Annotated in this window: 18 protein-coding genes and 2 riboswitches; of the genes, 11 read left to right on the forward strand and 7 right to left on the reverse strand. The window is 44.3% G+C overall.

The genetic code is table 11. From position 1 onward, the window contains the following. The first annotated feature begins 215 nt into the window (after positions 1-215). The gene (locus tag ACQCV8_RS12595; RefSeq protein WP_426844991.1) at positions 216-797 is read left to right on the forward strand and encodes a metalloregulator ArsR/SmtB family transcription factor; all 582 of its coding nucleotides are present in this window, start codon (positions 216-218) and stop codon (positions 795-797) included. Between the two features lie 158 nt (positions 798-955). On the opposite strand, the gene mtnA is transcribed toward ACQCV8_RS12595, so the two are convergent. The 3 genes from mtnA to ACQCV8_RS12610 all read right to left on the reverse strand — a co-directional run bounded on the left by mtnA (position 956) and on the right by ACQCV8_RS12610 (position 4,491). Then, the gene (mtnA, locus tag ACQCV8_RS12600) at positions 956-2,020 is read right to left on the reverse strand and encodes an S-methyl-5-thioribose-1-phosphate isomerase (protein WP_426844992.1); all 1,065 of its coding nucleotides are present in this window, start codon (positions 2,018-2,020) and stop codon (positions 956-958) included. A gap of 17 nt (positions 2,021-2,037) precedes the next feature. Beyond that, complete coding sequence (gene mtnK / locus ACQCV8_RS12605; protein WP_426844993.1) at positions 2,038-3,228, reverse strand: S-methyl-5-thioribose kinase; 1,191 nt, start codon at positions 3,226-3,228, stop codon at positions 2,038-2,040. A gap of 96 nt (positions 3,229-3,324) precedes the next feature. Further along, a riboswitch (SAM riboswitch) is annotated at positions 3,325-3,487 on the reverse strand. A gap of 200 nt (positions 3,488-3,687) precedes the next feature. Next, positions 3,688-4,491: a carbon-nitrogen family hydrolase gene (locus tag ACQCV8_RS12610; RefSeq protein ID WP_426844994.1), complete on the reverse strand. Its 804-nt coding sequence runs from the start codon at positions 4,489-4,491 to the stop codon at positions 3,688-3,690. A gap of 101 nt (positions 4,492-4,592) precedes the next feature. Between ACQCV8_RS12610 and ACQCV8_RS12615 the strand changes: the two genes are divergently transcribed. From ACQCV8_RS12615 to ACQCV8_RS12640, 6 genes are all read left to right on the forward strand, one after another. After that, positions 4,593-5,771: a pyridoxal phosphate-dependent aminotransferase gene (locus ACQCV8_RS12615; RefSeq protein ID WP_426844995.1), complete on the forward strand. Its 1,179-nt coding sequence runs from the start codon at positions 4,593-4,595 to the stop codon at positions 5,769-5,771. Positions 5,772-5,871: 100 nt separating this feature from the next. Further along, a riboswitch (SAM riboswitch) is annotated at positions 5,872-5,983 on the forward strand. 78 nt (positions 5,984-6,061) lie between these two features. Continuing rightward, complete coding sequence (locus ACQCV8_RS12620) at positions 6,062-7,306, forward strand: 2,3-diketo-5-methylthiopentyl-1-phosphate enolase (protein WP_426844996.1); 1,245 nt, start codon at positions 6,062-6,064, stop codon at positions 7,304-7,306. A gap of 97 nt (positions 7,307-7,403) precedes the next feature. Beyond that, entirely contained in the window at positions 7,404-8,039 is a 636-nt protein-coding gene (locus tag ACQCV8_RS12625; protein WP_426844997.1) for a methylthioribulose 1-phosphate dehydratase, read from the forward strand. A 12-nt stretch (positions 8,040-8,051) separates the two neighbouring features. Next, positions 8,052-8,588: a 1,2-dihydroxy-3-keto-5-methylthiopentene dioxygenase gene (locus ACQCV8_RS12630; protein WP_426844998.1), complete on the forward strand. Its 537-nt coding sequence runs from the start codon at positions 8,052-8,054 to the stop codon at positions 8,586-8,588. Positions 8,589-8,939: 351 nt separating this feature from the next. Beyond that, entirely contained in the window at positions 8,940-9,596 is a 657-nt protein-coding gene (cbpA, locus tag ACQCV8_RS12635; RefSeq protein WP_426844999.1) for a cyclic di-AMP binding protein CbpA, read from the forward strand. Positions 9,597-9,872: 276 nt separating this feature from the next. Further along, positions 9,873-10,133, forward strand: a complete 261-nt coding sequence (locus ACQCV8_RS12640; RefSeq protein WP_426845000.1) for an aspartyl-phosphate phosphatase Spo0E family protein — start codon at positions 9,873-9,875, stop codon at positions 10,131-10,133. A 74-nt stretch (positions 10,134-10,207) separates the two neighbouring features. Here ACQCV8_RS12640 and ACQCV8_RS12645 read toward each other — a convergent pair whose 3' ends face one another. Then, positions 10,208-10,939 (reverse strand): ZIP family metal transporter, encoded by a 732-nt coding sequence (locus ACQCV8_RS12645; protein WP_426845001.1) that lies wholly within the window; start codon positions 10,937-10,939, stop codon positions 10,208-10,210. Between the two features lie 237 nt (positions 10,940-11,176). Between ACQCV8_RS12645 and ACQCV8_RS12650 the strand changes: the two genes are divergently transcribed. The 3 genes from ACQCV8_RS12650 to ACQCV8_RS12660 all read left to right on the forward strand — a co-directional run bounded on the left by ACQCV8_RS12650 (position 11,177) and on the right by ACQCV8_RS12660 (position 13,640). After that, complete coding sequence (locus ACQCV8_RS12650; RefSeq protein WP_426845002.1) at positions 11,177-12,124, forward strand: aldo/keto reductase family protein; 948 nt, start codon at positions 11,177-11,179, stop codon at positions 12,122-12,124. Continuing rightward, the gene (locus ACQCV8_RS12655; protein WP_426845003.1) at positions 12,096-13,121 is read left to right on the forward strand and encodes a phosphotransferase enzyme family protein; all 1,026 of its coding nucleotides are present in this window, start codon (positions 12,096-12,098) and stop codon (positions 13,119-13,121) included. The genes ACQCV8_RS12650 and ACQCV8_RS12655 overlap by 29 nt, the downstream gene beginning before the upstream one ends. An 81-nt stretch (positions 13,122-13,202) precedes the next feature. After that, complete coding sequence (locus ACQCV8_RS12660; RefSeq protein ID WP_426845004.1) at positions 13,203-13,640, forward strand: MarR family winged helix-turn-helix transcriptional regulator; 438 nt, start codon at positions 13,203-13,205, stop codon at positions 13,638-13,640. A gap of 106 nt (positions 13,641-13,746) precedes the next feature. Here the strand turns inward: ACQCV8_RS12660 and motB are convergent, their stop codons facing one another. Further along, on the reverse strand, positions 13,747-14,502 hold the full coding sequence (motB, locus tag ACQCV8_RS12665; protein WP_426845005.1) for a flagellar motor protein MotB: 756 nt from the start codon (positions 14,500-14,502) through the stop codon (positions 13,747-13,749). After that, positions 14,495-15,286 carry a flagellar motor stator protein MotA gene (gene motA, locus ACQCV8_RS12670; RefSeq protein WP_426845006.1) on the reverse strand — a complete coding sequence of 264 codons (792 nt, stop codon included), beginning with the start codon at positions 15,284-15,286 and terminating at the stop codon, positions 14,495-14,497. The genes motB and motA overlap by 8 nt, the downstream gene beginning before the upstream one ends. A 218-nt stretch (positions 15,287-15,504) precedes the next feature. Here motA and ACQCV8_RS12675 point away from each other — a divergent pair, with 218 nt between their 5' ends. Beyond that, on the forward strand, positions 15,505-17,163 hold the full coding sequence (locus ACQCV8_RS12675) for a M3 family oligoendopeptidase (protein ID WP_426845007.1): 1,659 nt from the start codon (positions 15,505-15,507) through the stop codon (positions 17,161-17,163). 294 nt (positions 17,164-17,457) lie between these two features. Here the strand turns inward: ACQCV8_RS12675 and ACQCV8_RS12680 are convergent, their stop codons facing one another. Then, on the reverse strand, positions 17,458-19,602 hold the full coding sequence (locus tag ACQCV8_RS12680; RefSeq protein WP_426845008.1) for an AAA family ATPase: 2,145 nt from the start codon (positions 19,600-19,602) through the stop codon (positions 17,458-17,460). Between the last annotated feature and the right edge of the window lie 181 nt (positions 19,603-19,783).

The following is a 19,783-nucleotide window of genomic DNA, read 5'->3' on the forward strand; positions in this document are numbered from 1 at the left end:
AAAGTTTCCTGAGCGCAAGAAGGGGGAGGGATTACTGTGATCATCCGGCCGGCAAGAAATGTGAAAATTGCAGCCTGTGCAGCGCTGTTTAATAAGTGCAGCCTCATCTCAAAAGAACAGGCTCAAGCCATTATAAAGCTTCAGAAATAATTGACAATAGAATACAAATAAGACTATTATCTAATTAGATATATATCTAATTATGAGGTGCATACATGCAATTAAACCGCTTAGTCCAATTTCATAAAGCAATGGGAGATGCAACAAGGCTAAAAATCATTGCCATCCTGGCAAACGGGCCTAAACACGGCCAGGCATTAGCAGGGATTCTCGGACTCACTCCGCCGACCATCACCCACCATCTTTCCAAACTGAAAGAAGTCAATCTGGTCCGTCAAGAAAGAGAAAAAAACACCATTTATTACTTTCTTCAAAGCAAGGTTATTGAAAATTATGCAAACGATATTGGAAAACTTATCAATGCTGAGGAGGAAAACAAAGTGAAGCAGCTAACGGGGGATCAGTTGAAAATTGTGCAAAATTATTTAACTAGTGAGGGGAAGTTAAAAACCATTCCATCCCAGCGCAAACGAAAGCTTATGGTTCTCTGCTATATTGCGAAAGATTTTGAAGCTGGGAAGAAGTATACAGAAAAAGAAGTGAATGAAGCGATCACCAAATATCATGAAGATTATGCCACCCTCCGGCGGGAAATGATTGTCAATGCAATCATGTACCGTGAAAACAGCATTTATGAGCTCAATCCAAAGGAGCTATGGGCAAAGATTGAAGAATGAACACTCAAATCTTTTATTGGGAGGATCCCCAGCTGCAAAGCTGATCCGGCTGAACAGCGTTCAGACATGCAAACCTGAGGATACATAAAAGCCGGCATCCTCAGTTTTTTCAGCTCTGATTGTTCCTCAGCATGCCCGTTCGAACGGATTCCCGGATTTCATACAGATGGTTCGGGTAAAAAAAGCTCTTCGATTTTAACGCTGTAATTTCCTCTCATGACCCCTTTTTCTGTCACTATGCCTGTTATCAGCTCTGCAGGAGTTACGTCGAAGGCAGGATTGAAGACCTGGACGCCGTCTGGGGATACTTGGGTTCCTGCTATATGAGTAATTTCCTTAGCGTCGCGTTCCTCAATTGGGATTTGTTCTCCGACTTCCATGTTTAAATCAAAAGTAGAGAGTGGGGCAGCAATATAAAACGGGATGCTGAAGGCATTTGCTAAAATAGCAAGATTGTATGTTCCAATTTTATTAGCGGTATCACCGTTTTTCGCAATGCGGTCTGCTCCTGTAATGATGGCGCTGATCTTCTTGTTTTTAATGGTAAAGGCAGCCATGCTGTCTGTAATCAAAGTAACATCGACCCCTGCCTGCATAAGCTCCCATGCAGTGAGTCTTGATCCCTGAAGCACCGGCCGGGTTTCACATGCAAACACTTGAAGCGGGAAATTTTGCTCCTTTGCCAAGTAGAAGGGAGCAAGCGCTGTTCCGTATCTGGCAGTCGCTATTGAACCTGCATTGCAGATGGTCAGGATCCGGTCGTTTTTAGAAAAGAGCTTTAACGCATGCTCTCCTATTTGTCTGCAGGTTTCTTCATCCTCTGCCTGAATTTGAATGGCTTCATGTATAAGATTGGTTTTTGCTTCATTCACTGATTGAACATTGCCGCATGATTTCAGAAGACGGTTAAGAGCCCAGGACAGATTTACGGCCGTTGGCCTCGACCCAGCTAAATATTCCTGCTCTTTTTTTAGCCGTTTCAGGAATAAACCAATTTCTGTTTCACTGTAGCGGGATGCAGAAAGGGCAAGCCCGAATGCTGCTGTTATTCCGATTGCCGGGGCGCCTCTCACTTTCAGACTTTGTATAGCCTCCCAAACGTCTTTTATGTTGTTCAGGCGAATGTATTCGGCTGCGGCCGGCAGTTTTTGCTGATCAAGCAAGGAAATATAAGTATCCTTCCATTCAACTGAACGGGGTACGATGAAAGATGGCTGAAGCATGTTTATAGTCCTCCTAATCAGGGGGCAATAGCATGACGGAAAAACCGTTTGAGCTGCCCTGGTTCCGTAAGATTGCGCCGCTGCTTGATCAATTTTTTCCCAAGCTCCAGCGACTGAATTTTCACTTCTATTCTCCGGCTGTGCGGCTGGATGCCATCGAGGTCGGCCACATGGGCGAGGCCGATTGTCCTTCTGATCACCTCACAGCCCGCAAAGCCGATTGTATCCTCAAATATCTGCGCCAATGTATGTTCAAGATAACCTTCCACTTCAGAGTAGCAGTCCAGACTGCTGTTTTTCCAAGCTTCTTTAAACACATAAGCAAATGTGTTCCATGCTGTTTCGATCGCATGAAACAGAAACTCCTGTTTATCCGGTTCACGGGATAGGGCATTAAGCAGGAGATTTCCAATAAACTGTCCTGGATCAAAGCCGATCGGGCCGAAGAACGCAAATTCAGGATCAATGACTTTCGTTTCTGTTTCTCCTGCAAAAATGCTTCCTGTGTGGAGGTCTCCATGCACTAAGGCATCCGCCTGCGTTAAAAATTTCTTTTTAAGCTTGGCAGCTTCCAGTTTTAAATGGGTGTCTGCCCAGATCTCTTCCGCCGCTTTCCGGAGCTCCGGTTCAAAGTCATTTGAATCATGATCGAAGAATGGATCGGTGAACACAAAGTCCTCTGTAATTTTACAAAGGTCAGGATTCGTAAATTGTTTAACAAGCTGTTTTTTCACATGAGGCTCAAGGGCGAAATCGCTCGTATAAAAGAGCGTCCTGGCCATAAATTCTCCAATGTGCTGAGCGAGATGCGGGAGCTGTTTTCCTTCGATCAATGCCTGCCTGGCAATTTGTAAGTGTGACAGGTCTTCCATTACGGTTACAGCTAGGGGCTGGTCGGTGTAATAGACCTCCGGGACAAGCCCTGGTGCAAGCTCTGCATGCTTAACGAGGGCGCTGCTTTCAATGCGTGCCCGGTCAAGGGTAAGCGGCCATGATTCACCGATTACCTTTGCGTATGGAAGAGCCTGCTTAACAATCACCCCTTTGCCTGATTTTGGATCATGTACTCTGAAAACAAGGTTCAAATTCCCATCGCCAATTTCCCTGCAGTGAAGAATCGTGTCTGGAACGAGGCCCAGCCTGACCGCGAGTGCCGCAGCGGCGGCTTCCGTTAACGGTTCATAAAATGCTGAATGTGGTATACCCAATTTTTTCGCCTCCTGAAAAGCCGTTTTTTAGATAAGTGCAAATACAAAAAGCCTCTTTCGTTTTGAGAAAGAGGCTTGAAGAGGCTGTCTCCGCACCTCTTATCTCCCAGAAAGCATAAAGCTTCTGACGGATTTAGCACCGTGCCTTTTGGAGCGTCTTGCTCCGGCGCTTCTTGCTGCGCCCCATTTCGCAATGGAATTACGGTCGGTTGCTGTTGGGGTCAACGGGCCAATTCCCTCTCCCAACTCTCGATAAGAGTATATGTGTTAGATTTTTTTGAATGTTTTAATTGTTTTGCAATCAATCATTGATGAAAATCTTACCAGCTCCACAATAAGTCTGTCAATCTTTTTTTAGTATGTTTTAAAGGCCCGGCATCAGAAAGAATCTGATAAAACCATTCATAAGCTTCAGGCTGAGTGATTTAACCCTTATATATAAAAAATTAAATAGGGAGGTCAGCTTTTAAAGAACGATTGGTACAATTCAGGCCGGCGGTCCTGAAATACGGGAATCTGTCTTCTAATTTCAGCAATTTCTGCGAAATCCAATTCAGCGCGGAGTGTTTCTGCTCCTTGCCCCGCCTCGGCCAAAACTGATCCCCATGGATCAATGATTATAGAATGTCCGGCAAATTTATTTTTGGGGTCGGACCCGCATCTGTTGCAGGCAACGACAAAGGCCTGATTCTCAATGGCTCTTGCTATGAGGAGCGCCCGCCAGTGGTTAAGGCGGAGGAGGGGCCATTCAGCGGCGACGAACAATACTTCTGCTCCATGGGCTGCATGATCCCGCATCCATTCAGGGAAGCGGATATCGTAGCATATAAAGCCTGCGCATTGGATTCCATCCAGAGAAAAAAGTCCGCTGCTTTTGCCGCCTGTCAAATAATGGTGTTCATCCATCAGTTTAAATAAATGAATTTTGCTGTATTCATGTACCAGCTCTCCGCTCCTGCTGAAAATGAGCATTGTATTTGTTATCTCTTTACCGGACTTTTTGGCAATGGACCCTGCCACCAGGTGGACATGGTGCTCTCTAGCCAAGGCCGAAAGAAAAGCCTTCGAGTCCCTTCCTTCCGGGTCCGCAATCTCATCCAGTCTTGTCAAATCGTATCCAGTGTTCCATAATTCGGGTAATACAAGAATGTCCGGCGGATTGACTTTAACGGCTTCCCTGATCGCAGCTGCCGCTCTTTTTTTATTTTCTTCCGGATTGCCGAATGCGATATCAAATTGGATGCACGCAATTGACTGTTTCACTTTGACCCCCGCTTTCAATCAGAATTTTCTTTACTTTTCTGTATTAACACTATATGATTTGTGACTATCATTTCAAGAATTTTTCGAGAAGGTGGAATAGAATGACATATTTTGAACCATCCCGCTTACTAAGACGGCTTCCTGAGCAATTTTTCGCTGCCTTGTCTTTAAAAGCAGCTGAAAAGATTAAAGAGGGCTGTGACATCATCAATCTGGGCCAGGGAAACCCGGATCAGCCTGCACCTGCACATATCGTTAAGGCGCTTCAAAAAGCTGCAGAAGAACCGGCCAATCACAAATATTCCCCTTTCAGAGGTAAACAGTCTTTTAGAGCAGCTGCTTCAACCTTTTACAAGAGAGAATATGGGGTTGAATTAGATCCGGAGACGGAGATAGCCATCCTGTTTGGTGGGAAAGCCGGGCTTGTTGAGCTTCCACAATGTTTACTAAACCCTGGTGATGTGGCGCTTGTTCCAGATCCTGGATACCCGGATTACTGGTCTGGCGTAGAGATGGCCGGCGCAGGGATGCACATGCTTCCGCTGCTTGAAAAAAATGAGTACCTCCCGGATTATGATCAAATTCCTGATCCTGTTTTGCTTAAAACAAAGCTTATGTTTTTAAATTATCCGAACAATCCTACGGGAGCAGCAGCCAATGCAGCTTTTTTTAGAGAAACCGCTGATTTTGCCAAGCAGCACCATATTTGTACCATTCATGATTTTGCCTATGGAGCGATTGGGTTTGACGGCGAAAAGCCGTTAAGTTATCTTCAGACCCCTGGTGCAAAGGAAACGGGAATTGAAATTTATACTCTTTCGAAAACGTTCAATATGGCGGGGTGGCGGGTAGCGTTTGCAGCTGGAAATGCCAGTGTTATAGAAGCAATCAACCTGTTTCAGGATCATATGTATGTAAGTGTTTTTGGTGCTGTTCAGGATGCGGCCGAAGCAGCTTTGCTGGATAGAGGGGACAGCTTAAAAGCGCTTGTCCGGATGTATGAAAGACGCCGGAATACACTGGTGGATGCCTTTAAGGAAATCGGCTGGAACATTCAAGCTCCTAAGGGGAGTTTCTTCGCTTGGCTGCCCGTTCCCGAGCGCTTTACATCCCAGGAATTTTCAGATCTTCTTCTGGAAAAAGCTCATGTTCTTACCGCACCGGGAAGCGGGTTCGGCCAATTTGGCGAAGGATATTTGCGTGCTGGTCTGCTTACGGATGAAGCCAGGATCCGGGAGGCGGCCGAAAGGATTGGGAAGCTTGACATTTTCCGGCCGTAATGGAATGATTTTCAATTATGACTTGACACATTTCCAAATCCCTGCAATAATCCAAATTAATTGAAAATTTCGCCTGCGGATTTTTTGCAGGCCTATACCGTACTTATCAAGAGCAGGCGGAGGGACCAGCCCTATGAAGCCCGGCAACCGACTTGAACTGAACGTTCAAGCACGGTGCTAAATCTTGCAGTGTCAGCACTGAGAGATAAGGTACTGCATAACTATTATGCAAAGCCTCTTCTCTTATGACGAAGAGGCTTTTATATTGCTATGAAGACGGAGGCTTGACGATGAGTGAACTGATTGCGACCTATCTTGTACACACTTCAAATGACCGCCTGGAAGAAAAAGCGGAGGGGATTGCGCTCGGGCTGACCATAGGCTCGTGGACAGATCTTCACGAGCTTGAAAAGGAGCAGCTGAAAAAACATAAAGGCACAGTACTGTCCGTGGAAAGATTAAGCGGAGACGTGCGTGCGAATGAATTCTTCGGTAAAAAGCTGACGCGCGGTCTCATTAAAATTGCCTACCCTGCAGCCAATTTTTCTGAAGACCTTCCCGCTGTTTTAACGACTGCTTTTGGGAAATTGTCGCTGGATGGGGAAATCAAGCTTCTGGATCTCGAATTCTCCAGTGAACTTGCAAAGAAATTTGCGGGCCCTAAATTTGGAATCAGCGGAATTAGAGAAAAGCTTGGTGTAAATGACCGTCCGCTGTTTATGAGCATTTTTAAAGGCGTGATTGGCAAGGACTTGGAATATTTGAAAAAGCAGCTTTATGAGCAGCTTGCAGGAGGGATGGATTTAGTAAAGGACGATGAAATCCTGTTTGAAAATCCCCTGACTCCGTTTTTGGAACGGGTTAAGAAAGGACGGGAAATCATTGACCAACTGCAAAAAGAAACAGGGAAACGTTCTTTATATGCAGTGAATCTGACGGGAAGGACATTTGAGCTCCGGGACCGGGCAAGATGGGCGGCCGAAGCTGGCGCGACAGCTCTTTTATTGAATGTGCACGCGTATGGACTGGACGTTCTTCAGGCTCTGGCAGAGGATGAGGAAGTGAATGTTCCGGTCATGTCCCATCCGGCGGTAAGCGGCGCTTTCGCTTCTTCGCCATTTTATGGATTTTCCTATCCGCTCCTTTTAGGGAAGCTGACACGTTTGGCTGGCGCAGATCTTTCCTTGTTTCCATCTCCATACGGAAGTGTAGCTTTGGAGAAAAAAGCAGCATTGGGAATTGCTGAGGAATGCACCGTCCAAAGCAGCATCAGGGAAACCTTTCCGGTACCTTCTGCCGGCATACATCCAGGTCTAGTTCCGGTTATCATGAACGACTTTGGAACAGACTGTGTCATTAATGCAGGAGGCGGCATCCATGGGCATCCTCTTGGTGCTTCTGGAGGAGCTGCGGCCTTCCGTTCCGCAGGAGAAGCCGTTCTTGAACACATCTCACTTGAAGAACGGGCAAAAACCGATAAACCATTGGCTCTGGCCCTTGAATTATGGGGTCAATATGGCAACGCTGAAAAATGAAGCCTGTCATTTTCTGTGATTCTGATGGACCGGTGACGATTTAATGTTGGCGGTGTAATGGATTGACCGGATTGCTTGAAAAAAAGGGGGGAAGAGCGTGAGTCAAAAAGAAAAACAGCCGCTGAAGGAATTGGCACTTATAAAAAGAGAACTGGCTGAGAGAGACTGGTTTCCAGCCACCAGCGGAAACCTGGCTATTAGAACGGGGAACGACCCGCTGGCGTTCTATGTAACTGCAAGCGGCAAGGACAAGCGGGAAGAAACCGATGATGATTTCCTTTTAGTGAATGAGCATGGAGAGCCTGCTGGGGAAACCCATTTAAAGCCTTCGGCTGAAACACTGCTTCACTTAGAGATATTCAAGAAAACACACGCCGCGTGCAGCCTTCATGTCCACACCGTTGATAACAATGTCATCTCGGAAATCTTTGCAAATGAAGGGATGGTTACCTTCACGAATCAGGAGATCATTAAAGCATTCGGCCTGTGGGAGGAAAACGCATCCTTTTCGGTGCCGATTATTCCAAACCATGCAGATATCCCCGCTCTTGCCAAAGCTTTTGGAGTGCATGTTCATAAAGATGCGGGTGCCGTCTTGATCCGGAATCACGGAATAACGGTTTGGGGACGGACAGCGCTGGAAGCAAAGAAGTATCTGGAAGCATGCGAGTTTTTATTTTCGTATCATGTTAAGCTTCTGCAATGCAGGGTAAACCAATCTATTAAACTATAGGGGGAAACAGCAATGGCCTCAATTCTTTATCAGCAAAGCGGAGAGCGAATCACCGATCAGGATCAGGTTTCAGCTTTTCTGGAAAGCCAGGAAGTCATTTATGAAAAGTGGGATATCGAAAAGCTTCCAGCACACCTTAAGGAAAATTTTGAATTGACCGATGAGAATAAAGAAGAAATTCTGGAAGTATTCAAGGCGGAAATTGTGGATATTTCCAAAAGGCGGGGGTACCAGGCGCAGGACATAATCTCACTCTCAGATAAAACGCCTAATCTTGATGAGCTGCTGAAGAATTTTCAGCAGGAGCATCACCATTCAGATGACGAGGTTAGATTTATTGTCAGCGGGCATGGGGTTTTTATTATTCAGGCTAAGGACGGTTCTTTTTTTAATGTCGAGCTTGTTCCAGGGGATCTAATATCAGTACCCGAGAACATCCGTCATTATTTCACCCTTCAGGATGACCGCAAAGTAGTAGCGGTCAGAATTTTCGTCACGAAAGAAGGCTGGGTGCCGATTTATGATAAAGAAGAATCGAATGCAAACTAAACAAATGAGGGGGCTGTCTGAAAAGTCCTGCTGAGAGAAAGGCTAAAGCCCCGGTATGCGTAAAGTGAAGCATACCGGGGTTTTTCTGTGAGTCGAAAACAAATTGGAGGAGCGGAAATCAGGCATAAAGCCTAAGGATATAAGGAGAGTGTGTGTAATAGCTGGCGAACGGTTCTGTTTAGAGCGGGTACAGATAGGATTGGAAGCTGTCATAAATCACACTGATCACACATGTAATAGATGGACAAAAGATCTTTTTAACAGAAAAATCGAAATATTCTTTACTTATTTCATTCTTATGTGTAAAATTTTCTACAATCGATATCAGTCTACTTTACTAGGAGGGTTATCATGAAAATCCGTTACAATTACGTGAAAAAGGAAGCAGTAAAATACTGTAATCTTTCAAACACCGTAAAAGAAGCATACGACCGCTTAAAGGAGACAGGATACCGCTGCATCCCAGTGCTGGATGAAGGCGGGAAAAAATTTACTGGCCTGATTTATAAAGCATCCCTCCTGGAGTATTACTACGAACAAAAGGGTCAGGACAACGATTCCATCGCATCATTAGTTAAGGACCAGGACGCATACATTCTCGAGGAAGATTCTTTTATTAAAGCATTTATGTCCATTAAGAGATTGCCATTTCTCGCTGTACTTACGGAGGATCAGGAATTTACCGGTATTATGACCCACGCAAATATTATGGATGTTCTGGAAGATTCCTTCGGATTGAGGACGGGCGGATACCTTCTGACGGTAGCAACAAAAGAACATAAAGGCGCGATAAAAGAGCTGGTCAGCACCATAAAGGATGTTAACATCGAAGGCCTCCTGACATTGGATAACGGAGACTATCTCAGAAGAATTGTCGTCAATCTGTCTCATGATCTGACAGAGAAAAAACTGAATAAGATCATCAGCAAGCTGGAGGAAAAAGAATTTCGTGTAACCTTTATTGATGATGTAAGACAGGGAAAAGCAGCGGCTGGTAAGGCAGAGTAAAGCATTTTAGCAGCTTAGAGGATTCACCTGTCATGAACGAATAGAAAAACCAAAAAAGATAGTTTTTGGAGAATTTTAGTCCAAATACTATCTTTTTATATGTTTTTATATAAAAAAATGGTTTAAAGCCTTCCAAGTTTGGGAATAAAATAATAAAATCTAAATATTAACAATTATGTAACATATTTATATATGATTCGGCAAATTTTTCTCTAGGAATGAATGAATACTTAGGTTTTATTAATGAGCTTCTAAATCCTAAGAGGAGGAAAAGACGTGATCCCACAATTCCAGAAAGATCAGCTGATTACGGAGATTGATAAAAAAAGAGAAGAAATGATTGCCGCAGCCGAATCAATGAGCTATACAAGCTGTGAAGTAGTCAGGTTCAGCCAGGAGCTGGACGAGCTCCTGAACCAGTTTCAGCAAATAGAATGGGCGGAGAATGAGAGTTCGACTTCCTTATCTAAATTCGTCAACCGGATGGCATCGTGGAGATTTTCAACAGAACAGAGACAGACTGCTGCAGAACATTAAACAAGACTGGCAATGTAAACAAGCCAGTCTTGCTTTTTTTGTATTTTTTGCTGTGGACTAAGCGTAAGGAGACATTAGAAAGCCTCTACAAGAAGCAGCATAAACACGATGCCGGTTATAAAGGCATAGGTAGCAGTACGTTCATTCCCATCCCCGTGGCTTTCCGGAATCAATTCCTTATAAATAATAAACAGCATGGCACCAGCTGCAAAAGTAAGGCCATATGGTACGAGCATACTTACATAAGAAGTTAGATAGAATCCAATTAAAGAGGTAACTATTTCAACAGCACCTGTTGCGGTTGCGATTAAAAATGCTTTCAGCCTGCTTATATTCTGGTTTATGAGGAATAGCGCAACTAAAAACCCTTCGGGGGCATTTTGGAACCCGATGGCAAATGCAATTAAATTGCCAGTATCGCTGGCATCTGCAGCGTAGCTTACTCCGACTGAAAGGCCCTCCGGTAAATTATGCAAGGTGATGGCCGCTACAATCAGCATCGCTTTTTCATCAAACTGAATGCCGCTCTTATTATGCTCCAGGTCAATATGGGGGATCTGCTTCTCTAGAATGGTAAGGGTGAGCACACCCAGAAACAAGCCCAGTATAACCGGGAGCATTCCTCCAATTCTCAAAGCTTCAGGGATTAGACTGAACATAGAGGCCGTCATCATAATCCCCGCGGAGAAAGCGAGCAGGATGTCTCTCCATTTATGAGTGAGCGTATTTTTCAAAAATAGAATCGGCACAGCACCCAATCCGGTGGACAAGGCTGATAAAATACTTCCAATGTAAACGTCGTTCATTCTGCACCTCTAATTTCATCATTTCATTAAAATATAAAACAATCCTTCCTGTTATTATAATCCCTCCACTAGATTTCGACAATTCTTACGTTTCCTAGCGACTCGTGTCACTATTCGTTGAATCATTCATGTCAAAATTCCTTTACGATGTTGGAAATTTCTGATAAGTTAAGAGTGATTTTATAGATAGCTGTCATTTGACTGCAAAAAACGCTGAATACTTTTGGGGGGAACGGGATGAACTATCGCAGATTGGGACGGTCAGGTTTGAAGGTCTCGGAAATCAGTTTGGGAAGCTGGCTTACATTTGGGCAGACGATCGATGAAAAGTCTGCTGAACAGATTATACATAAGGCTTATGATATGGGAATCAATTTTTTTGATTGCGCTAATGTATATGCAAAAGGGATGGCTGAGACTGTGATGGGAAAAGCGCTTAAATCTTTTGAAAGAGAATCGTATGTCATTACTACGAAGGCTTTTTGGCCGGTTGGCGAAGGGCCGAATGACCGCGGACTTTCAAGAAAGCATATTATCGAACAGGTTCATTCCAGCTTGAAAAGGATGAATGTAGACTATGTAGATGTCTTTTATTGTCATAGATACGATACGGAAACGCCCCTTGAGGAGACGCTTCGGGCTATAGACGATTTAATCAGGCAGGGGAAAATCCTCTATGCGGGAGTAAGCGAATGGTCAGCTGCACAGCTTCAGGAAGCGGTGCATGTAGCGGACAGGTATTTACTCGAACGAATCGTGGTTAACCAGCCTCAATACAATATGCTGCACCGTGACATTGAAGATGAAATAATGCCCATCAGCGAAAAAAACGGCATATCGCAAGTAGTGTGGTCGCCGCTTGCACAGGGAGTTCTGACAGGAAAGTATATGGAAGGAAAAATTCCAAAGGGCAGCAGGGCATCGAATGAGGAAGTGAATACGTGGGTGAAAGAAATTTTGGATGACATCATGAACCGGAAAGTCACTCTTCTGTCTGAGCTGGCTTCCAGTCTCGAAATAACGATAGCCCAGCTGGCGCTATCCTGGACACTGCGGAATCCTAATGTAGCGAGCACGTTAGTCGGTGCGTCCACCCCGGAGCAAATTGAAGAGAATGCCAAGGCTTCTTCTGTGATTCTTCCATATGAAGTTTTGAATGAAATCGAAAGCATATTGGCAATCTGATATGGAAAAGGCAGTGGAAGAACGGTTTACTAAAGAGGTCATTGAAACATCAGCCCGCTTTTTTGGTGCGGAGCTGTCCATTTTAAGGAAACTGGGGGAAGCAGAAAACTATGTGTTTGAGATCTGCTATGACGGGGCGTCTGCAATCCTGAGAATCACCCATTCAAGCCACCGGTCACTTGAGCAGATAGAAGGGGAACTGGACTTTGTTGCTTTTCTTTATAAGGAAGGAATCCGTGTGTGCCGCCCCATATCTTCTAATGGGAAACGCATTTGTATTCATTCTTGTTCAGATGGATCGGCCTTCTACAGCAGCCTATTTGAAAAAGCACCGGGAGAAAGGGTTGCACCGGACGGACCGGAATGGAAGACTGATTTATTTCATGAATGGGGGAAAACCATCAGCCTTTTGCACCTGGCCGCTGATCAGCTTAAGAAAACTTCCTCTGCACCGGCCAGACCTGAATGGGATGAAGAAGAGCTTTTGGATATCGAGCGCTTTAAGCAGAGACCAGGCAATGCCGTACTTCAGCAGAAGGAGAGGCTGCTGCAAATGCTGAGAAGCCTCCCTAAACATGATTTTGGACTTATTCACTCTGATCTTCATACGGGCAATTTTCATTGGCATGACCGTGCCTTGCACTTGTTTGATTTTGATGACAGCTCCTATCATTGGTTTGCAAGTGATTTGGCTATCCCTCTTTATTATTATGCGTGGGGACTCGAACGAAAAGGAGAAAGCAGCTTTGAAGATAAGTGCAGCTGTTTTTTTCGTGAGCTTATCAAAGGCTATGAGACTAAGCGGTGTTATTCCAGTGAGATGGCCACCAGCATCCCAATTTTTCTGAAATTAAGGGATTTTGTTCTTTATGTGTATTTTCACAAGAAGTACGATGAAGCAAAATGGGATAAAGCGACGAAGGAAGTGGTTGGAAACCTCCAGAGAAGAATTGAGAGTAACTTGCCCATCGTCAGCATTGGCGGGAGCTTTGACTAAGTGGAGAAGGTTGACTTTGGATGAATAGTTTACTATTATTTATTTAGAATTCAAGATTTTTTACTTTAAGGATTGATATATATGAATGAATCAGAACAATCACTGAAGCTATTTGTCGTATTATCCCGTGCTTATCGTGCAATAAACGACCGAATGAATAAGCACATTACTTCGTTTGGCTTAAATCCTACTGAATTCGGTGTGCTTGAACTGCTGTACCATAAGGGAGACCAGCCGCTGCAGCAAATTGGCGGGAAGATACTTCTGGCCAGCGGCAGTATAACGTATGTGGTAGATAAGCTTGAACAAAAAGGGCTGCTTGCCCGTAAGGCATGCGAAAAAGACCGCCGGGTAACGTATGCTCATATTACGGATAATGGGGAAAAATTAATTGAAGAAATTTTTCCTTCTCATCAGGGAAAAATAGATGAGATAATAGGAATACTATCAGCAGATGAAAAAGATCAGGCGATTGAGATGCTAAAGAGAATCGGATTCCATGCTAAAGAAATAAAATAGAATAAGGCAATTCTGAAACTGAAAACGCAAGAACCGCTGTTTGAATGAGCGGCTCTTGCGTTTTCTTTTTTTGCTTCGCTGGTTTTTAATCCTGTAATGAAATGATTTAAACCGGCTGCTGCTTTTGGACGAGCGGCAGTATTAAAATTTCAACCCGTCTGTTTTTCTGTCTTCCAAGTTTAGTCCCATTATCAGATATGGGCCGGAATTCTCCATACCCCTTGGCACTGAATAATTCCGGTGAAAGAGAGGGGTTTGTAAGAAGCAATTTCATGAATTCAACAGCTCTCATGACACTAAGTTCCCAGTTCGACTCAAACTGAGCATTTTTAATAGGTATATTATCTGTATGTCCGCTTACAATGATGCTTCGCGGAGGCTCCATAACCAGCAGCTGAGAGATTTCCTTTGCAAGGTCTTCATCACGGTTTCGTACAAAAATACTGCCTGATTCGAACAAAATATCATTATTGATGGTAATAAGGAGCCCTTCGTCTGTAAGAGAGGTCTTCAGTTTGTCGTTCAGCCCTTTTTTATCAATGTACTCCCTGATTTTCTTTTCCGCTTCCTTCAGCTTTTCAATCTCCTGCTCGCTTTCTTGCTTCTGCTCAGTTTTTGTCATATCCAGCTGCTCCATTTCTCCATCAGGTGTCGGGCTGGGATACTCCAGTACTCCGGTTCCTCCGACAAATGTACTGTTGAAAGCTCTTGCCATCATCTGGAATTTGTTTGCATCAATTGAGCTCATAGCGAAGAGAACAATGAACAGGGCAAGGAGAAGAGTCAAGAGATCCGCATAGGGAATGAGCCAGGATTCATCTACATGCTCCTCATGCTTTTCCTTTCTCTTCCTTCTAGCCATTCGGATTTTCTCCTTCCGTTATCAGCTTTGAGCGTTCTCCTGCAGGAAGGTACGTAGCAAGCTTCTGCTCGATTGCTTTTGGAGCCTGTCCTTCAAGAACAGAAAGGACTCCCTCAATCATCACTTCCCTGATCATTACTTCCTGACGGGACTTGCGCTTTAGTTTATTGGCAAAAGGGTGCCAAAGAACATAGCCTGAATAAATTCCGAGCAGTGTTGCAACAAAGGCCGCTCCGATTGCACTGCCCAGTTCTTCTGTGTTGTCCATATGGGAAAGAGCTGCAATTAATCCAACAACGGCTCCGAGAACACCAAGTGTAGGAGCATAGGTCCCAGCCTGTGTGAAAATGGCGGCTCCAGAGGAGTGCCTGTCTTCCATCGCTTCTATTTCTTCACTCATGACATCCCGGATAAAATCTGCATTTTGTCCGTCTACCGCCATACTCAAGCCGTTTTTTAAAAATGGATCCTCAACATCTGAAAGCTTTGCCTCCAGTGCAAGCAAGCCTTCCTTCCGGGCAACTTGAGCCCAATCAGAAAACATTGGAATGAGCTCCTGGACGGATGGAATCTTTCTTTCTTTGAATAAGACCCCGAATAATTTAGGGACGCGCTTAATTTCATCCATCGGAAAGGCTGTTACAACAGCGGCTATCGTTCCGACAATGATGATCAGGATGGCAGCGGGATTTAAAAGAACAGCCGGGCTTACGCCTTTCATGACCATTCCGACTCCAACTCCAACAACTCCTAGAACAAGACCTATCAGCGATGTTTTATCCATACGTTCATTCACCAAACCTTTTATATCTTTATTTCGGCAAATTTACCGGAAAGGGTTAATTCCCTTTATCTACTTCCTATATCGGAACAATCGTGCCAATCTTAATAGGAAAAAGGAAGGGATTTGCGAATGAGTGAAGAATAATACAGAATTAGGCTAATAGAAGGAAAGGCAGTGATGAGATGCGTTTTGAACAATACATATATAAAAGACCCTAATTGAATACGGTTAAGCACCTTTTCCATGAAGCGCTTGACCAATTTAGGCGGGCAGAAAGTGCTGCGGATCAGGACCGGGCAATGAAAGAAATGTATCGGATCCGGAACGAAGCCGATACAATGGTAAACCTTTGCTATATTCGGCACTCCATCGACACAAATGATGAGTTTTATAAGGCTGAGCAGGATTTTATGGATGAACTTCAGCCGCACCTGCAAGCTTTAATATCCGAATTTTACAAAGAACTCATCTCATCAAAATTCCGCAAACAGCTTGAACAGAAATGGGGTCCCCAGCTTTTCAGTCTGGCTGAGATGCAGCTCAGAACGTTCAAAGAAGAAGTACTTGAAGATCTTCAGGAAGAAAACAAGCTGTCGAGTGCGTATACAAAGCTGGTCGCTTCAGCAAAAATAGAGTTTGAAGGCAAGGAATACACCCTTGTCCAGCTGCAGCCTCTTGCAGAATCCACTGATCGAAGCTTGCGCAAGCGGGTCAATGAAGCAAAATTCGAATTCTTTTCAGCCAGAAATAAACAGTTTGATGAAATTTTTGATAAGCTTGTTCAAGTAAGAACGCGCATCGCCGGGAAATTGGGGTTCCGTACTTTCACCGAGCTTGGATATGCAAGAATGAACCGGGTGGATTATAACGCTGATATGGTGAAAGAATTCCGCGATCAGGTCGTTACATACATTGTTCCAATCGCTTCCAGTCTGTATGAACGTCAGAGGAACAGGCTGGGACTTGCCGAATTGGCCTATTATGATGAAGCAGCAGAGTACACAGCAGGCAACGCGGTTCCTAAAGGGGATCCTGAATGGATTGTTGAGAACGGCAAGAAAATGTACAAGGAGCTTTCTCCTGAAACAGATGAATTTTTCAGGTTTATGGCAGATAAAAACCTTTTAGACCTTCTTGCCAAAAAAGGAAAGGCGGGAGGGGGGTATTGTACATATATCGCTGACTACGAATCCCCTTACATTTTTGCCAACTTTAATGGGACCTCAGGAGATATCGACGTCTTGACCCATGAAGCCGGCCATGCCTTTCAAGTTTACATGAGCAGGGGCTTTGAAGTAGCGGAATACCAGTGGCCTACCTATGAAGCTTGTGAAATTCACTCGATGAGCATGGAATTTTTCACTTGGCCATGGATGGAGCTGTTTTTTAAAGAGGATGCCGAGAAGTACAAATTCTCTCATCTAAGCGGAGCGCTTACATTTATTCCCTACGGGGTTGCGGTTGATGAGTTTCAGCATTTTATCTATGAAAATCCAGACGCATCTCCTGCGGAACGAAATAAAGCCTGGAGGCATCTCGAGGAGAAATACTTGCCACACCGCAAGTATGAAGACAGTGATTATTTGGAGAATGGCGGGTTCTGGCAGAAACAGAGTCATATTTATAATTCTCCATTTTACTATATTGATTACACATTGGCTCAAATTTGCGCGCTGCAATATTGGAAGCAGCTTCATGAAGATCGCGAAGCTGCCTGGGACAGCTATCTTAGCCTGTGCAAGCAGGGCGGAAGCAAGTCCTTCCTCAGTCTTGTTGAAGCGGCCGGCCTGAGATCCCCTTTTGATAAGGGAACCGTAAAATCAGTCGTGGGTGAGATTACAAATTGGCTTGATCAGGTGAATGACAAAATGCTGTAAGCTCTCTTTCAAGGCTTAAGCTTTCAAACGGAAAACAAGGGAATGCCATTTTGGCGTTCCCTTGTTTTTGATTTCTTTTGGTGATTCCAGACAGTCATTTTGCTATTTTTAAGCAGGCGCCGAGCAAGGTGGGTGCTGGGCATTCTATTCCCTGCACACTGCAGGGCTATAACGGTCCCTCTGCTCACAGCTCGGAGTCAGGCATCTTCTGCTCCTATCAGCCTAACCAATCCTTCTGGATTAATTCCTCAAAGAAATCCCCGGTTCATGATGAACCGGGGATATACTGTTGAGTTATTCTGATTTGCTGACGCTGATGGTTTCATCTTTTATATCTGCCATCACATGATTCAATTCACTGTGTTCGATGAGAAGATCTGTAATTTGGTCTTCGAGCTGTTCCTGTATGACGCGGCGAAGCGGACGGGCACCAAACGCAGGGTGATACCCGAGTTCAGCCAGCTTGTCTTTTGCTTCCGATGTAACTGTCAACTTAAGATTTTTTTCGTTTAGTGTTTCCTGAAGTTCTTCCAGCATCAGTTCAACGATGGAAAGCATATGCTTCCGTTCAAGAGCCTGAAATTCAATGATGCCGTCAAAACGATTAAGGAATTCGGGTTTAAAGAAGGAACCCAATGAATCAAGAAGTGTGCTTTCTTTAATTGCAGAAGTCGCTTCTGTATCAAATCCGACCGTAATCCTTTTTTCAGATGAGCCGGCATTGCTTGTCATAATAATGACTGTATCCTTAAAATTGACAGTGCGTCCATGGCTGTCTGTAAGGCGTCCATCCTCCAGAATTTGAAGGAACATATGCTGAACATCTGGATGAGCCTTCTCGATTTCATCTAGAAGGATGATGCTGTACGGATTCCTGCGGACTTTTTCTGTCAGCTGACCTCCGTCGTCATGCCCTACATAGCCTGGCGGCGATCCAATAATTTTTGATACTGCATGTTTTTCCATATATTCGCTCATATCCAAACGGATCATTGAATCTTTCGTGCCGAAGAGTTCTTCAGCAAGCGTTTTTGTCAGTTCGGTTTTCCCGACTCCGGTTGGTCCTGCAAACAGGAAGGAACCAATCGGGCGGTTTTTCCGTTTTAATCCTGCCCGGCTTCTGCGGACGGCTTTTGCTACTTTACTTACCGCTTCCTCCTGGCCGATGACTTTATTCGCCAGATGCTGTTCCAGGTGTTTCATTTTCGTTTGCTCGTCTTCTTGAATTTTACCAACGGGTATGCCCGTTTTTTGCTCGATAATTGTCTGTATTTCATTTAAACCTACTATCATTTTTTCCTGATCCTCTTGTTTTTCAAGCTGTTTCTCGAGCAAAATTTCATCGTGGCGAAGCTTGGCTGCCAGTTCATAATTTTCTTCGGCAGCTGCTTTTTCCTTTTCAGAAGCCAGTTTGCTTAATTGTTCGTTGATATCTGCTTCCTCAACTCGATCCGCCTTTAAATTAGCTTTTGAACCGGCTTCATCCAGCAAGTCAATTGCTTTATCCGGAAGGAAGCGGTCCTGAATGTAGCGGTGGGACAGCGTTACACAAGCGCGAATCGCTTCTTCACTGAATGTGACTCCATGGTAATCTTCATATTTGGATTGAATCCCTTTTAAAATTTCTACAGATTTGTCAAGAGATGGTTCATGAACCATTACTGGCTGGAACCTGCGCTCAAGAGCAGCGTCCTTTTCAATCTGGCGGTACTCTTTTAACGTCGTTGCGCCGATCAGCTGCATTTCACCGCGTGCCAATGCAGGCTTCAGTATATTTCCTGCGTCCATGGACCCCTCAGCAGATCCGGCTCCGACGACAAGATGAATTTCGTCTATAAACAGGATGACGTTCTTCCTGGATTGCAGTTCGGCAATCAGCTTTTTCATCCGGTCTTCAAATTGGCCGCGCATGCTTGTATTTGCCACGAGTGATGCTATATCAAGCAGGTATACTTCTTTTTTCGTTAATTTGGAAGGGACTTTACCTTCAGAAATTTTAAGTGCCAGCCCCTCAGCGACAGCTGTTTTCCCAACTCCCGGTTCTCCGATCAGAACAGGGTTGTTTTTATTTCTCCGGTTAAGGATCTCTATAACGCGGCTGACTTCTTCCTCACGCCCGATTACTGGATCAATTAGACCGGCTTTTGCTGCATTCGTCAAATTCCGGCCCATTTGGTCAAGAAGACCTCCGCCGTTTCGGGCTGAATGAGTTTTTGTTTTATCTGTCGCTCCCTGTTCTTGCCCGCTGCCCATATTTTTGAACAGCTGGTCAAATGGGAAGGAAGAGAATCCTGAATTACCTCCGCTGAACCCGGTAGGAATCTGGTTTTGGTATTGAGAAAAGCATGTATCACAAAGGTGCATTTGTTTAAGTGACCCGTTAACTTGAACATTTAATTGAACGGTTGCCTGATGCTGTTTGCAGTTTTGACATTGCATGAAAAAACAACCTCCTGAAATGAGTTTAGAAATGGACTTTGACCATCTTTGACTTTTATTATAGTTTGACCTTTTTTGACTTTCAAGTATTTTGCTTACATTATTTTTTTATAGGATTTTGTACAGACATTACTGCATCATTTCCTTCTTTTCAAGAAACTTGTCTCATACTTTTATAGAA

It is taken from the genome of Metabacillus sp. 84 (assembly GCF_050107715.1).
GTDB lineage: Bacteria > Bacillota > Bacilli > Bacillales > Bacillaceae > Metabacillus_B.